This window comes from Arenibacter sp. 6A1, from assembly GCF_012272855.1.
Lineage (GTDB): Bacteria > Bacteroidota > Bacteroidia > Flavobacteriales > Flavobacteriaceae > Arenibacter.
Genome location: NZ_JAAXCQ010000001.1, coordinates 326321 through 342649, shown reverse-complemented (window position 1 = coordinate 342649; position 16329 = coordinate 326321). Strand labels below are relative to the sequence as shown.

At 39.8% G+C, this 16329-nt stretch carries 9 protein-coding genes; all 9 read right to left on the bottom strand.

Features of this window, described 5'->3' with window-relative positions; all coding sequences use genetic code 11:
* Positions 1–1252: 1252 nt before the first annotated feature.
* Positions 1253–2101 carry an IS3 family transposase gene (locus HCG49_RS01420; RefSeq protein WP_168467780.1) on the bottom strand — a complete coding sequence of 283 codons (849 nt, stop codon included), beginning with the start codon at positions 2099–2101 and terminating at the stop codon, positions 1253–1255.
* Positions 2098–2496 (bottom strand): transposase, encoded by a 399-nt coding sequence (locus HCG49_RS01415; protein ID WP_168467779.1) that lies wholly within the window; start codon positions 2494–2496, stop codon positions 2098–2100. The genes HCG49_RS01420 and HCG49_RS01415 overlap by 4 nt, the downstream gene beginning before the upstream one ends.
* A gap of 169 nt (positions 2497–2665) precedes the next feature.
* Positions 2666–3127 (bottom strand): UpxY family transcription antiterminator, encoded by a 462-nt coding sequence (locus tag HCG49_RS01410; RefSeq protein ID WP_168467778.1) that lies wholly within the window; start codon positions 3125–3127, stop codon positions 2666–2668.
* 55 nt (positions 3128–3182) lie between these two features.
* Positions 3183–3356 carry a hypothetical protein gene (locus tag HCG49_RS01405; RefSeq protein ID WP_168467777.1) on the bottom strand — a complete coding sequence of 58 codons (174 nt, stop codon included), beginning with the start codon at positions 3354–3356 and terminating at the stop codon, positions 3183–3185.
* Positions 3357–3376: 20 nt separating this feature from the next.
* Positions 3377–4300 (bottom strand): MraY family glycosyltransferase, encoded by a 924-nt coding sequence (locus tag HCG49_RS01400; RefSeq protein ID WP_168467776.1) that lies wholly within the window; start codon positions 4298–4300, stop codon positions 3377–3379.
* A 2898-nt stretch (positions 4301–7198) separates the two neighbouring features.
* Positions 7199–7813 (bottom strand): hypothetical protein, encoded by a 615-nt coding sequence (locus HCG49_RS01395; RefSeq protein WP_168467775.1) that lies wholly within the window; start codon positions 7811–7813, stop codon positions 7199–7201.
* 3841 nt (positions 7814–11654) lie between these two features.
* A complete protein-coding gene (locus HCG49_RS01390) occupies positions 11655–12095 on the bottom strand; it encodes a hypothetical protein (protein ID WP_072765901.1) in 441 nt (146 codons plus the stop codon).
* Positions 12096–12361: 266 nt separating this feature from the next.
* Positions 12362–12976 carry a hypothetical protein gene (locus HCG49_RS01385; protein WP_168467774.1) on the bottom strand — a complete coding sequence of 205 codons (615 nt, stop codon included), beginning with the start codon at positions 12974–12976 and terminating at the stop codon, positions 12362–12364.
* Between the two features lie 2750 nt (positions 12977–15726).
* On the bottom strand, positions 15727–16329 hold the full coding sequence (locus HCG49_RS01380) for a hypothetical protein (RefSeq protein WP_168467773.1): 603 nt from the start codon (positions 16327–16329) through the stop codon (positions 15727–15729).

Below are 16329 nucleotides of genomic sequence, written 5' to 3'. Positions count from 1 at the left end.
ATAGCTTGTTTATGGGTGATCTGCTCGTCCTTAATTGATTGCTCCTTGGCTCGGTAGCTCCATTTTTTTTATTGATAATTGTTTACTGTTTATTGTAAATTGAAATGGCCCCTCGTTGTAAATGCAAATCGTTGCATTTTCCTCTCGGTCCTCTGCGAATCAGGCTTTTTTTAGCTGCGCTGCTTTCTGTTAAGTAAACTGATGATTTTATTGTTTTTTGGACGCTTTCTTAGCTTGTTTACGCTTAGATGACTCGTCGCTTCTTGCCTGCGTCGAAGAATGATTACTCCTAATTTAATAACTAGACAACTACATTTTCTGTTTACTGGTTACCGTTTACTGGCTACTTCTTCGGACGGCTTCCGCCAGCCGCTGTGAAAAGCACTTGATTTTAAACGAAAATTAAAATAGGCCGGGTTCTTTTAATACTAATCATTCTTGATGTTAGCTACCTTTTAATGAAAGTAGAGAACCTCTAAAACGACAAAGGGGTCTCATCAACCTGGTTCTTTTGCCTTTCTAAAGGATTATTTACCAATAAGGAAATTATAAAGAAGATATTTACGATTAGAAACACACTTATCCTATATACTAACAAGTTTAAACATGCGGATTCCCCCTTTAGAAGGGGGAGTAAGGGGGATGTGGGGATTATTTTGTTAGGTAGTTGTTTCCTTGAAAACTATAGAGTTTCAATTAACTCTTCTCAAATGGATTGTTGACACATGGTTCTTTTCTCCTTTTAAGCCATTGTTTTCATTCAAAGAGTGAGTTACATCTATGACCAACGTACCAGCTGGTTACTTTCTTTAATAAAACTATGGTTGGTAGTAGTTAGCAAGAGTATAGGGTTTTTTAAAATGACACTTTCTGTTCTTTAAGGACAGTTCTTGAGAGCCTCTGGATTCCGTTTTCTTTTCATTTTCTTTGCTTGTCCAAAGAAAACGAAACAAAAGAAAAGACACTGATTCAATGAATTTTTTCGACACCGAGGTCGAAAAATCGGTTTCAAAACTCCGCGCTTTTTTCCAAATAAAAAAGCTGGATCTCGGAGCTTTTGAAGCCTATTCTGCGAATCAGGTTAATTAGCTGCGCTGGCTTTGATTTTAGCGCACTCATGATTTTATTAAATCCGGAAGGCTTGTCATAGCTTGTTTATGGGTAATCTGCTCGTCCTTAATTGACTGCTCCTTGGCTCGGTAACTCCATTTTTTTATTGATAATGTACTTCCCTGATTAGCGTTGACCGTTTTTAGATATTAATTTCATTATTAAAGATAACGAGTTTTTCTCTTTGATCAGGGTTTAATAAGGATACTTTGCCACTATATGAGGTAGGGGTCATTCTTCCTATATTATTGTGCGGTCTTTTATTGTTGTAATTTTTGACCGCTTTTTCAATACAATGCTTTAACTCGTTAAAATTTTTAGGTTGCCAATAACTCAGGTATTCCTCTTTTATGGTCCTGTTAATACGCTCTGCGTAAGCATTGTCCTGGGCTGAAAGCGCCATGCTTATCTCGCTTCCATTGTCCCTTAAAAGCTTTATGTAATCTCTAAAGATGTACTGACTTCCCCTATCGCTATGATGGTACAAAGGAGCTGCATTGTCCTTAAGTGCCATATTCAGTGCTTCCATATTGGCTTGAGCTCTCATATTATCGGAGACCTTGTATCCTACGATTTTCTTGGTGTAAACGTCAATTATGAAAACCGCATAATAGTGCCTGTTACCTATTGGGATATAAGTTATATCGGACTGCCAGATCATTGATGGGCGATCCACCACCATTCCTTTGATATGGTTGGGGTAATATATCTTGGAGGCAATGGTCGTCCTTTTATAGTTCTTTTTACGCTTCAATCTATATCCTATATCCATCATCAGTTCAACGAACCTATCCCTTCCAATAAACCCAGGTTTAAGGGAATAATACATTTTCTCCACCCCACAACCAGGATGGTACTCTCGGAGCGCGTCTGCTTCGAGGACCATCTGTCTGACCTTCTGGTCGAAGATCTTCTGCCGTGCATCGTACTGAAAGACGGCTTGTTTGCTCAGGCCGACTTCCTTGTACAGGGCGTTCAGGGAAAAACTCATTTTTTGCTTGTTTTCCCGGAACCGGTTGATTGTGGGGTGCCGAAGTTTTTTTTGATATCAATATCTAGTTCGTCCTTGGCGACCTCCATCATTTTCTCTAGATAATCGATCATGATTTGCTTACGGCCCACGGTGCGCTCTAGTTCTTTTACCCGCGCCTCTAACTCTTTCTTCTTTTTGGTGCTGCTGTCTTTCATCTCTATAACTCTAAATCCGGTTTCATTAAAGATAGAGAATTTATAGATCCACCGATAAATGGTAGCGTGAGTAACCCCATGAAGTTTCTCCAATTGGGGAACACTGAATTTCCCTTTTTCGAAATCAGCAACAAGACGTTTTTTGAATTCTTCCGAGTATTTACGCTGTTTGCGGATACTCCGTACATTTGCTTTCATAATTTTCCACTTTTTAGTGGTCAACCTATATCAGGGACGTACATAATTGTTTACTGTTTACTGTTTATTGTAAATTGAAATGGCTCCTCGATGTGAATGCAAATTGTTGCATTTCCTTCTCGGCCCCCCTATTGTTTACTGTTAATTGATTATTGTTAATTGTATTCAGCTAGATTTCCATTTTGATGACAAAACCGAGTCCTTCGAGGACTACCCAATAGTTTTTGCCGGAGACGTATTGCACGGTGCCTTCTTGTTTGGTAAAGCCCATGGCGCTCATGTCTATTTTGGTGCCGGGCTGTATGGCTTTGACCTTTATATTATGATTGTTTTTGTGGTTTTGGACAGCTTGTAGGGCCTCTACTTCGGCCTGAGTGACGGTGGCGGGTTTGCCGAGCCAATGCATATAGCGCAGTACTCCTGGGACCTGAAAAACGTGGTTGCGTTCTTTTTCGGCTAACTGTACCAAAATCATAGAAGGTAATAAAGGCACTTCGACCTTTTTTTTGCGGTCGCTCCACTGCTTCACCTCTGTTCGTGTTGGACAATAGGCGTCTATGCCCATATCCTGCAAGCGGATAGCGGCTTTTTTTTCGTTCTTAGGCTTGGTATGGAGTACGTACCAGGGCATAGGTGTTTGGGTATGCTTTTTGTTAAAGGGGGAACTGTGTTTGTGAATGATATGGTTATCTGAAACTAGGCAGTACTAGCTTGATCTTTCCTTGTTGCCGTTCCATTAAAAACGGACATAGGCATAATACCGGGGCTGCCATACAGATGATAATCAGTTGCAGATTGATGTCGAGTCCGCCTATCGCAAAGGCCAAGGCGATCATCACTATATTGATGATACTCACCATAATGGTGGCTTTTTTGTGCTTTAAACCCAGGTCCAACAATCGGTGGGTATATGGTTGCGGTCTGCACTAAATGGGCTGCGACCATTTTTGATTCGGATGATAAATACCCTGATCGTATCTAATAGGGGGAAGGATAAAATAGCCAATACCAGAATTGGGGCATTACTCACCGTAAAGGCGCCGTAATGGCTGTCCTGATAGGCTAAAAAGCTAAATGCCTGGAAGGCCAATAAAAAGCCAATGAACATAGAGCCGCTATCGCCCATAAAGAGCTTTCGTTTTTCGGAAAAATTGTAGCGTAAGAATCCGGCCAAGGCACCTATAAGCGTAAAAGATGTCAATAACATCAGGTACTGGTGGTTTAGCAGGGCGAAGATACCAAAGGTTGCGCTGGCAATAATAGCAATGGCTGAGGCCAGTCCGTCGATACCATCGACCAGGTTAAAGGCATTGACCACAAATACAAATAAAAAGATGGTAAAGGCTACCGAAAATAAATAAGGGAAATCTCCCAGTCCAAAGAGTCCGCCTAAATTATGGATCCTAAGATCGGTGGTCATTACTACCAAAGCAGCAGATAGTATTTGTCCTATTAATTTCTTTTTGGGAGAGAGGCCTATAATATCGTCTTTTACCCCCAGGAAAAACAAAATGATCATGGCCGATAGGAGGGAGACTAGTTTTGTTAAGGAGCTTGGCGATAGGTAGGACAAGCTTCCCAAGATAGTAAGGGCAATAGAAAAGGCAATAAACAGTCCGATGCCGCCTAAATTAGGGATTTTTTTTACGTGCGAACTACGGTGCCCTGGATTGGCTACCAAATTTTTTCTATATCCCAACAATATAATAACCGGATACATTCTTATAGAAATCACAAAGGCTATAAACAGAGATAAACACGCTAAAAAATAGGGATTCAGTAAGATTTGATTTAATATGGACATGTTTAGTGCTATGGTTGATTTTATTTTAGAGTCTTTTTACTACAAAATTGTTGCTTTTTCTGAAAAAATTTGTGCTTTTTTCTGTATACATCTTTAAATTAGCACATTAAAAACATATGCTGTATGTGCAAAAGCGGGGCAAAAATAATACTTAAAATTTTCTTAAACTATCTTTATGCTGTTAAAAGTCATTTTTTAGACGATATGATGCTTGGGCACCTAATTTTTTGTCATATCCATGATTATAAGGGCTGTTTTAGGGCCTTGTTTTACGAATCTTTTACTGCTCTACAAAGGGTGTTTTTGGTCATAGCGCCCTATGTAAAGGGGTTTTCTTTTATTATTATTCGCTTGAAATCGGGCGGGGGTCCCGTTCTTGGGCAAGTATTTTCCTTGGGGAACCTTTTGGGAAGGAAATTTTGCCGCTACAAATATAAGTTTTGTAGGCGAAATATAATCTTTTTGTCCGTATAAAGTGATCTAATTTCGATAATATGTTGAATTCTTACACTTTTTTCTAGTATAGAGGACAGAAAATGCCTATTATTGGAGTTTTCTATGCTGGTTGCCAACTTATTATGATCGGTTTTGGGCTGAGGCCTCCTTGGGTCCAAGGCAAAAGAAAAGCAATAGGTGGTTGATTGGTGATTCATAAGAAGGGGATTCGGGAATTTGGTAGCTCGGTATTTTGTTAATTCGTTAAGTCGGGAATTCGGTACTAAGATAAGAAGTTAATGTTGGAGTTGGTTGATTTGGTAGTTTGTTAAATTGTTAAATTGTTAAATCGGTGATTCGGGAATTTGGTACCTTGGGAACTCGTTAAGTCGGGAATTCGGTGATTCGCGAACTCCATTACTCTATTACTTGGTAACAGGATAACAAGGTAACTTGATAACTCGTTAATACGTTAATTTGTTAAATCAGTGATTCGTGAATTCCATTACTCTATTACTCGGTAACAGGATAACAAGGTAACTTGATAACTCGTTAATACGTTAATTTGTTAAATCGTTACATCGTTAAGTCGGTAAACCGTTAACTCCATAACAGGATAACAAGGTAACATCGTGCGGGTTCCCTTGTTCTGTAAGGGGGGGCTTAGGGTTTCCGTTAGGTGGTTGTTTTCTTGGAAATTTTAGTGCTTTAATTAACTCTGTTCACATGGGTTGTTGACACATGGTTCCTTTGTTCTTTTAATGGACAGTTCTTGAAAGCCTCAGCTTTACGTGATCTGTTCTTTTTTGCATCGCCCAAAAAAGAACCCAAAAACGCTAGGCTGACGAATCTTTATCTAAATTTATTGCTCAGCACCTAAATTTTAGGAACTCGCTGTAGAAATACAGTTAAAATTAAAATACCTATAGCTCAGACAGCCTAAAATCTCCAGCGCGGCAGGCTGGCCTCTTCACTAAAATAGTCCACAGGACTATTTCTTAACGTTCAATCCTCCCTTCAAATTTTACGATAAATTTTCGATAGGCCGGAATCTTTTGTTTATAACCATTCTTGATGTTAGCTACCTTTTAATGAAATTAGAGAACCTATAAAACGTCAAAGGAATCTCATCAACCTGGTTCTTTCGTTTTTTGGAAGGATAATTTTCTAATAAGAAGGTTATTTACGATTAGAACAACACCATTTCTATATACTACAAGGTTAAATCATGTGGATTCCCCCGTGCCGTGTGCGCCGTGGCGTAAAGGGGGCTAGGGGGATGTCGGAATGATTCAATTAGGTAATCGCTTTCTTGAAAACTATAGCGTTCCAATTAACGCTTCTCTAAAGGATTATGATTTACTGGGTTTTTATGGTCTGGTAGGGATTGGAGGTACATGGGGCTTTTGTCTTTTTTAAGGACAGTTCTTGATAGCCTCAGCTTTACGTGATCTGTTCTTTTTTGCATCGCCCAAAAAAGAACCCAAAAACGCTAGGCTGATTTTCATTTTCTAAAAATCTACGCACTTTGCACGCCGCACCGCCCAGGCCGCTTTCACTAGGGTGAAATGCTCTTTGGACGGCTTCCATCACCCGCTGTGAAAAGCACTTGATTTAAAACGAAAATTAAAATAGGCCGGAATCTTTTGATTTTAACCAATTGAGATAAATAGTATATTTTATTGTGGTAAAAAGATATATTGGCCGGTACTCCCGCAACATGCGGGGGAGGTACAGACTACTCTTTTCTCTATTCTCTCATCTCTTTTCTCTCTTCTCTCATCTCTTTTCTCTTTTTCCCATTGTTAATTGTTTACTGTTTATTGTAAATTGAAATGGCCCCTCGCTGCAAATGCAAATCGTTGCATTTTTCGCTCGGTTCTGTTCATTTTTTCCATTGATGAAAAACGAATTAGGGCCGATAAACGAAGGTACTGTGTACCTTTGTTTGGAGGAGCCAGGTGTAGCGAGGGTTAATCCTTTTATGAGTGATTAAAGTCTTATCAATATGAATCTTTCTTCTTTTTAAGAACGGTCCTTCAAGCCTCAAACTTCACGTTTTCTGTTCATTTTTTCCATTGATGAAAAAACGAACCAAAAAAAACTAGGCTGACGAATCTTTATCTAAATTTATTGCTCAGCACCTAAATTTTAGGAACTCGCTGTAGAAATACAGTTAAAATTAAAATACCTATAGCTCAGACAGCCTAAAATTTTACGGTACTTTCCCTTCAAATTTTACGATAAATTTTCGATAGGCCAAAAAAAAATAAAACTTATAAAAGATAATTCGGTATTTCGTGAACTTGATAACAAGGTTAAATAAAGCGGATTCCCCCTTTGAAGGGGGCTAGGGGGATGTAGGGATGATGCAACTAGCAGTCTGTTTCATGAAAAACCTTAGAATTCCATAAAACCTGAATCTTTAGTCTTTTTTCTTTACTCTCTCTTCTCCTTTCTGTTTTACAAATCCGTAAGCATAAATCTGATCACTGCCTGGTAGTTACCGGCTTGTACGAGGGAAAAGTTGTCTTTTTGTTCTAGGGTATAGGTGAGTCGGACACCATTGGCGCCATCACCGGTATAGACGCTTTTGATGTCTTTTACCAAGGTCACTTCCACGCCGGCGGCATTGCTGCTGCCTAGAGCCACTCCACCTGGGGTAACGTTACCGCCTGAGGTTTCGCTGCCTCCCCCTTGTACTATCCTGGGCGTATCGGCCGTAACCCTTAAATCGAGTCCCGCTGGAAAGGAGCTTTCTGGCTCTAGTTGTACCGTAATTTCTCTGGAAGGTTGGTAGCCATTGGCTTCGTCTCCTACCACACTGGTATAGTTAAGCCATATATCGCCATAACTGACATTAGTCAGATTGTATTGTCCGGCTTCGGTATTGTTGTCGTTGGAAACGTTTAGGTTTACCACATCGACATTGCTGCCTGTTTGTCCGTTATAAATATCGAGCAAAGCAATTTCGGGAATGGAAATATTGACATTGTGAGAAGCTGAAGAACGATCGTTCTGTGCGTTTAGAAACGGCAAGTAAGAAACTAAAAATAGTATAAAGACTGATTTTTTCATGGTTGTGATTGTTACGGCTTCTAATTTCTTCTTTACGTCATATAATCGGCTGCAGCTATTTTATCGAAGCCTAGTAAAACTACATAAAAAAATCAATATCATCGACAAAAGGACGTATTTATTCGGTGAAATGCATTGTTTGGGTAAAACTAGAGGTTTTTTAGAAGCTGGTTTTGATGATTTTTGGCAGGCTTGGTCTTCTTTAGTACGTTTATTTTGTTTTGTTTTTTGATTCTATACCGTAAAAAGCAGGGGGATTGTCGGCAAAATTATGACTGTTTGAAGGGGTGGTGTGGTTTTTTTGGAGGGGGGAGGGGGGTTTGATAATGTACCAATTGGGTTGGGGGAATTTGAAAATGAGAGAATTTGAAAATTTGAAAATTGAGGTTGGATCTTAACTGAGGGGCTTGTGGTTTTTTAATGTAACAATGGATTAATGTGAAAATGTAATAATTGGGATTGTGGTAACCGAGGGGCTTAAGGTTTTTTAATGTAACAATTGGGGGTTGGTTATCGCGTGGATAATTATAACCCGGGATTTCAGCTTATGGAGAGGTATTGTGAAAATGGAGCAATTGGGGGTAATTTGAAAATGAGGGAATTTGAAAATTTGAAAATTATGGTTGGATCTTAACTGAGGGGCTTGTGGTTTTTTAATGTAACAATTGGGATTGTGGTAATTGAGGGGCTTAAGGTTTTTTAATGTAACAATGGATTAATGAAGCAATGTGGTCATTGGGTTGGGCTAATTTGAAAATTGGGGTTTGGATCTTAACTGAGGGGCTTATAGTCATTTAATGTACCAATGAATCAATGTGAAAATGTAGCAATTGGGTTGGGGGAATTTGAAAATGAGGGAATTTGAAAATTTGAAAATTGAGGTTTGCTCTTAACTGAGGGGCTTATAGTCATTTAATGTAACAATTAGTTAATGTAACATTGTACCAATTGGGTTGGGGGAATTTGAAAATGAGAGAATTTGAAAATTTGAAAATTGGGTTTGCTTTTAATTGAGGGGCTGATAGCTACTTAATGTAACAATTAGTTAATGTACTAATGTAACAATTGGGGGTTGGTTATCGCGTGGATAATTATAACCCGGGATTTCAGCTTATGGAGAGGTATTGTGAAAATGGAACAATTGGGGGTAATTTGAAAATGAGGGAATTTGAAAATTATGGTTGGATCTTAACTGAGGGGCTTGTGGTTTTTTAATGTAACAATTGGGATTGTGGTTATTGAGGGGCTGATAGCCGGTTAATGAATCAATGCTGTCCTGTGGCGATAAATTAAACCGCGTAGGGACGTCAAATTAAAAATGGATGATATAAGCTCTGAAAGAGCGACATATTGATAAGGATTCCTTTCAGAACTATCATAGCCCAGCGGGGCGACATATTAATGGGATCGGGATGAATAGGGGGGGGGTATCGGAGTTGACCTTATCAACGGATTCATTCGTAGAGACGCCCAATTTGGGCGTCTCTACCGTGGACATCAGTCGGATCTTTTAGCATTTCTTCCATCAATGCCATCATCGGTTTTATTAATAATAATGACCAAATGTAGGTGGTTTTTTTTTATGATGGAGGTATTATAAAACAGGGTTTCAAAACATCATAACTAATTGATTACGAATGGTCTTTCGATTTATTTTTTCCCGTCACTTGGACGGAATCCCCTTGCAGCGTCGTCACTCCACGAAGTCCTTTTTCAGGACGACGAAGGAGTCTCATTAACATGGTTCTTTCGTTTTTTTGAAGGATTATTTTCTAATAAGAAGGTTATAAAAAAGACTTTTTACGATTAGAAACACACTTATTCTATATACTACAAGGTTAAATCAAGCGGATTCCCCCTTATTAAGGGGGAGTAAGGGGGATGTGGGAACTATACAATTAGCTAGTCGGTTCCTTGAAAACTATAGAATTTTATATCACATGAATCCTTAGTTTTTTTTCTTTACTCTCTCTTCTCTATTTTCTAATTGTAAATGACTGCATCCATGGCCAAAGCGCCGGCTGGCCCCTCGCTGCAAATGCAAATCGTTGCATTTTTCGTTCGGTCCTGTTCATTTTTTCCATTGATGAAAAAACGAACTAGGGCCGAGTGACAAAGGTACGGTGTACCTTTGGAATGAGGAGCCAGCCGTGGCGTTGGCCTTACTTGCGAAATGATTCATTCAGAATATTTTTTTTGTTAGCACCTAAATTTTAGGAACTCGCTTTAAAAATACCAGTAAATGAGAATAATACGTATAGCTCAGACAGCCTAAAATCTCCAGCGCGGCAGGCTGGCCTCTTCACTAAAATAGTCCACAGGACTATTTCTTAACGTTCGATCCTCACTCAAATTTTACGATAAATTTTCGGTAGGCCAACAAAAAAATAAAACTTATAAAAAGATAATTTGGTATTTCGTGAACTTGATAACAAGGTTAAATAAAGCGGATTCCCCCCGGCCGTGTGCGCCTTGGGCGTAAAGGGGGAGTAAGGGGGATGTGGGAATTATTCAATTAGGTAATCGTTTTCTTGAAGATTATAGTGTTTTAATTAACTCTGTTCACATGGGGTGTTGACACATGGTTCCTTTGTTCTTTTAATGGACAGTTCTTCAAGCCTGAAACTTCACGTTTTCTGTTCATTTTCTTTGCCCGTCCAAAGAAAACGAACCAAAAGAAAAGACGCCTTATTCGATACATTTTTTCGACACCGAGGTCGAAAAATTGGTTTCAAAACTCCGCGCTTTTTTCCAAATAAAAAAGCTGGATCTCGGAGCTTTTGAAACCGATGTTGCGAATCAGGGCAATTAGCTGCGCTGGCTTTGTTTTTAGTGCACTCATGATTTTATTAATTCCGAAAAATTTGTCATAGCTCGTTTATGGGTAGGTGGTTCGACATTGCTTGACTGCTCCTTGGCTTGGTAGCTCCATAACTGTTTACTGCTTATTGGAATGAATTGTTAATTGAAAAATGGACGCCGCCAAGGCCAACGCGCCAGCTGGCTTTTTTCTTCAAATTGAAGTCGTTGCATTTACTTCTCGGTCCTCTCTCTTTTCTCTTCTCTTTTTTATTGCTAATTGTTTACTGTTTATTGTAAATTGAAATAGCCCCTCGCTGCAAATGCAAATCGTTGCATTTTTCGCTCGGTCCTGTTCATTTTTTGCATCGCCCAGGGCCGATAGACAAAGGTACGGTGTACCTTTGGAATGAGGAGCCAGCTGTAGCGATGGCCAGGTTGCTAATTAGCCACTTTATAGGAATACAGACCGCCGCACCGCCCAGGCCGCTTTCACTAAGGTGAAGATGGGCTGCCGGACGGCTTCCATCACCCGCTGTGAAAAGCACTTGATTTTTCACGAAAATTAAAATAGGCCGGAATCTTTTGATTTTAACCAATTGAGATGAGTAGTATCTTTTATTGAAGCAAAAAGTCATATTGGCCGATAGTCCCGCGGTTTAGTAGGGGAGGTACTGACTACTCTTTTCTCTCTTTTCTATTTTCTTTTCTCTAATTGGTTATTGTTAATTGAAAAATGGACGCCGCCAAGGCCAACGCGCCGGCTGGCTCCTTCTCTCCAAATGCAAATCGTTGCATTTTCCGTGCGGTCCTCTCTTTTTTTATTGTTAATTGTTTACTGTTTATTGTTAATTGAAAAAGCGTTAGGGATTGCAGCGGCATCCTTTTTTGGGCGGCATGGGCCGGCAAAAAAAGATACAGCGGAAAGAGCGACCCGATAGGGGAACGCCCAAAATAATCACGGTATAATTCGGGGAGGTATTAGCGCTACCACCTTATGACCCCATAACAAAACGACCCGGTACCTGCGTAACTGAATTAATTATCTACTGGCAGTTGCCTTGGCGGCTTCTAATCTGTGTGGTTCTAGCCAACCAAAGAGGATGGTTTCTATCTTTTCATACAATTCGTCCTTGGGCATATCTATAAGGAGTATTTCTACGTTTGAAAGGTTGTATTGTAGCCACCAAACCTCGCTTTTGTCGGTACATAGAATAAGGTGTATGTCCCTGTTTAGGAATGGCAATAGCTGATATAGGCCTTTTTTGTCGTAGATAAAGAGTACGGCTGCTTGTATGTCGGTATTCATTAAAACATCATGGACTTCCGAAAATCGTTTCAGCATCAAGACATTCCAGTCTACCTTGCTAATAGTCTCAAAGTATTTTTTGCTGTAGGCGGCATGGCCTACCATAGAATCAAAAATTAAAACGTTGTTGCCGCTTCCGTTGTTATGGGTTGTAGTGGGGTCTACTTCCTTCATAATATTGATAGGTTATTGTTTAGATAGGTTGATTTGCAGGGTGTTTTTAAAATTGCAAATATAAGATTGATAGTTTCATAAAAAAATATACAATTCTATAAAATATAGGTCCTTTATTATAGTACTTGTAAGAACCTTAACGTGTTACTGGTAAATTGCTATTCTTTAGTGTTTTAGGGGTGTCTCGGTGCTGTCCTAAGGAAGGCGTTTTTTTAAGAATACCTTTGTGTAATAGGGGATAGCACCTCCCTTTCTGTAAAAGACCATTATAAATCGGTTAGTATAAACCTGATCACTGCCTGGTAGTTGCCTGCTTGTACCAATGAAAAATTATCTTTTTGTTCTAGGCTATAGGTGAGTTTAACGCCATTGGCACCATCACCGGTATAAACGCTTTTGATATCTTTTACCAAGCTCACTTGTACTCCCGCTTCGGTACTGCTGCCCAGGGCTACACCACCAGCCACTACGGTCCCCTGAGACGATTGGTTTCCGCCCCCTTCGACAATCTTTGGATTTTCGGCCGTAACCCTTAAATCGAGTCCCGCTGGAAAAGTACTGTCCGGATCTAGTTGCACCGTAATTTCTCGAGAAGGCTGGTACCCATTGGCTTCGTCGCCTACCACGCTGGTGTAGTTCAGCCATATATCGCTAAAATTAACATGGGATAGGTTGTATTGTCCGGCTACCGTATTGTTATCGATGCTTACGTTCAGGTTTACCACATCGACATTGCTGCCTGTTTGTCCGTTATAAATATCGAGCAGGGCTATTTCGGGAATGGAAATATTGATATTATGGGATGCAGCGGAACGATCGTCCTGGGCGCTTAGAATAGGCAGGTAACAAACTAAGAAAAATATAAAGACTGATTTTTTCATGGTTGTGATCTTTGGGGCTCTAAAAACTTTGTGCCCTACAATGGGCAGTAGGGGGCCTTGGAGCGGCCGGGTAAAAGTATATAAAAATATAACAACATCGTTTAAAGGTGTTAATTATTCGATGAAATACGTGTTTTAGGTGAAAATTTAAACTTTTCAAAAGAATGGGTTAATGTGGAAATGTAGCAATTAGTCAATGTAACAATGTAACAATGTAACAATGTGAAAATGTAGCAATTGGGTTGGAGTAATTTGAAAATGAGAGAATTTGAAAATTTGAAAATTGGGATTGTGGTAATTGAGGGGCTTATCGTTTTTTAATGTAACAATGGATTAATGTATCAATTAGTTAATGTAACAATGTATCAATTGGGATTGTGGTAATTGAGGGGTTGATTGCTTTTTAATGTAACAATTGATTAATGTACTAATGTAACAATGGGGATTGTGGTAATTGAGGGGCTTATGGGTTTTATAATGTATCAATGGATTAATGTACCAATGAATCAATGTGAAAATGTAGCAATTGGGTTGGAGTAATTTGAAAATGAGGGAATTTGAAAATTTGAAAATTGGGGTGGATCTTAATCGAGGGGCTTATTGCCAGTTAATGCAGCAATGGTTTAATGTAACAATTAGTTAATGTAACAATGTATCAATGTGAAAATGTAGCAATTGGGGGATAATTTGAAAATTGGGATTGTGGTAACCGAGGGGCTTATAGTTTTTTAATAAACTAAGGTTGGTAGTAGTTAGCTTGGTTGTAAGATTTTATAAAATGAAACTTTTTGTCCTTTAAGGACAGTTCTTGAAAGCCTAATCATTCCGCTTCTTCTTCATTTCTTTTGTTCGCCCAAAAGAAACGAAGCAAAGAAAAAGGCGCCTTATTCGATGAATTTTTTCGACACCGAGGTCGAAAAACCGGTTTCAAAACTCCGCGTCGCCTCGTTCCTCAGCTCCTGCTCTCGGAGCTTTTGAAACCTATTCTGCGAATCAGGTTCCTAGCTGCGCTGGCTTTGTTTTTAGTGCACTCATGATTTTATTAATTCCGGAAAATTTGTCATAGCTCGTTTATGGGTAGGTGGTTCGACATTGCTTGAATGCTCCTTGGCTTGGTAGCTCCATAACTGTTTACTGCCCATTGGAATGAATTGTTAATTGAAAAATGGACGCCGCCAAGGCCAACGCGCCAGCTGGCCTTTTTCTTCAAATTGAAGTCGTTGTATTTCCATCTCGGTCCTCTCTCTTTTCTCTTTTCTCTTCTCTCTTCTCTTTTTTTATTGCTAATTGTTTACTGTTTATTGTAAATTGAAATAGCCCCTCGCTGCAAATGCAAATCGTTGCATTTTTCGCTCGGTCCTGTTCATTTTTTGCATCGCCCAGGGCCGATAGACAAAGGTACTGTGTACCTTTGGTTGGAGGAGCCAGCTGTAGCGATGGCCAGGTTGCTAATTAGCTACTTTATAGGAATACAGACCGCCGCACCGCCCAGGCCGCTTTCATTAAGGTGAAGATGGGCTGCCGGACGGCTTCCATCACCCGCTGTATAAAGCACTTGATTTTTTACGAAAATTAAAATAGGCCGGGTTCTTTTAATACTAACCATTCTTGATGTTAGCTGCCTTTTAATGAAAGTAGAGAACCTCTAAAACGTCAAATGAGTCTTATTAACATGGTTCTTTCGTCGTTTTGAAGGGCTATTTTATAATAAGAAAGTTGTAACGAAGGTATTTACCATTAGAAATACATTTATTCTATATACTACAAGGTTAAATCGTGCGGATTCCCCCGGGCCGTGTGCGCCGAGGCGTAAGGGGGAGTATGGGGGAGTAAGGGGGATGTCGGGATTATGCTGTTAGGTAGTTGTTTCCTTGAAAAGTATGGAGTTTCAGTCATCTATTTTCAAATGGATTGTTGCCACATAGTTCTTTTCTTCTTTCAAAGGACGGTTCTTGAAAGCCTCAGCTCTACGTGTTCTATTCATTTTTTCCATTGATGAAAAACGAATTAGGGCCGAGAGACAAAGGTACGGTGTACCTTTGGAATGAGGAGCCAGCCGTGGCGTTGGCCTAACTTGCGAAATGATTCATTCATAATATTTTCTTTGTTAGCACCTAAATTTTAGGAACTCGCTTTAAAAATATAGGTAAATGAGAATAATACGTATAGCTCAGACAGCCTAAAATCTCCAGCGCGGCAGGCTGGCCTCTTCACTAAAATAGTCCACAGGACTATTTCTTAACGTTCGATCCTCACTCAAATTTTACGATAAATTTTCGGTAGGCCAAAAAAAATAAAACTTATAAAAAGATAATTCAGTATTTCGTGAACTTGACAACAAGGTTAAATAAAGCGGATTCCCCCGTGCCGTGTGCGCTAAAGCTTTAGCGCCTTAGGCGTAAAGGGGGAGTAAGGGGGATGTGGGGATGATGTAACTAGCAATCAGTTTCATGAAATAATATAGAATTCCATAAAACCAATCCTTAATTTTTTTTTCTGTTTACTGATTACTCTCTTTTCTCTGCTCTCTTCTCTATTTTCTTGTTTCTTTTCTCTCTTCTCCTTTTTCTTTTCTCTTGCCTCCAATTGTTAGCTGAATCCCACATAGTAGGGACGTGAACTTCCCTGATTAGTGTTTACCGTTTACTGCCTCTTAGACTGAATTGTTTCTTGAAAATGACTGCAACCAACGCCAACGCCCCGGCTGGCCCCTTACTGCAAATGCAAGTCGTTGCATTTGCAGTGCGGTCCTATTGTTCGCTGGCCACCACGGTGAAATGAATGTCTATGGAAGAAAGGCCTTCTGGGGAAAGGGTGCTAGGGAGTATCCTATATTGTATAGGGATATCGGTACGGCAGCCTATAAATTCCATTACCTTAATGGCGCGGGAAGGGTCGTCGGGGATCGTAATATACTGTCCGCCTTGTTCTGGACTTAAATTTCGGGCACCCATCGCTTGTGCCGGGCGATTGTCATAGGAAATTGTTTTTGGATAGCGGTTGCCGCTATTACTATAGGTTTTTGCCTGTATGACCGTTTTTTCAAAATCATGGCTATAGCTTCTGTGCATATACACGGAATAGCGGTACACATTCTCTGCGCATAGCTGAGAAGAGGACAGGATCGCCAAAGCATTGATGGTAAAGCTGATTTCTGTGGCGTCCATTTCGGTTTCAAACCCCAGGCTTTTATCGTCGATTCCGGCCTCCTGGACGACATTATTGATCGTTTGTATAAAATTGGGCATTCCGCTGACATCCAGGGTGCCCTGTTGTAATTGTTGCCCGTAGCTGTTATATGCCAATAACAAAAGGGAAGCGAATACTAATTTGGTGCTTATTGTTTTTACCAT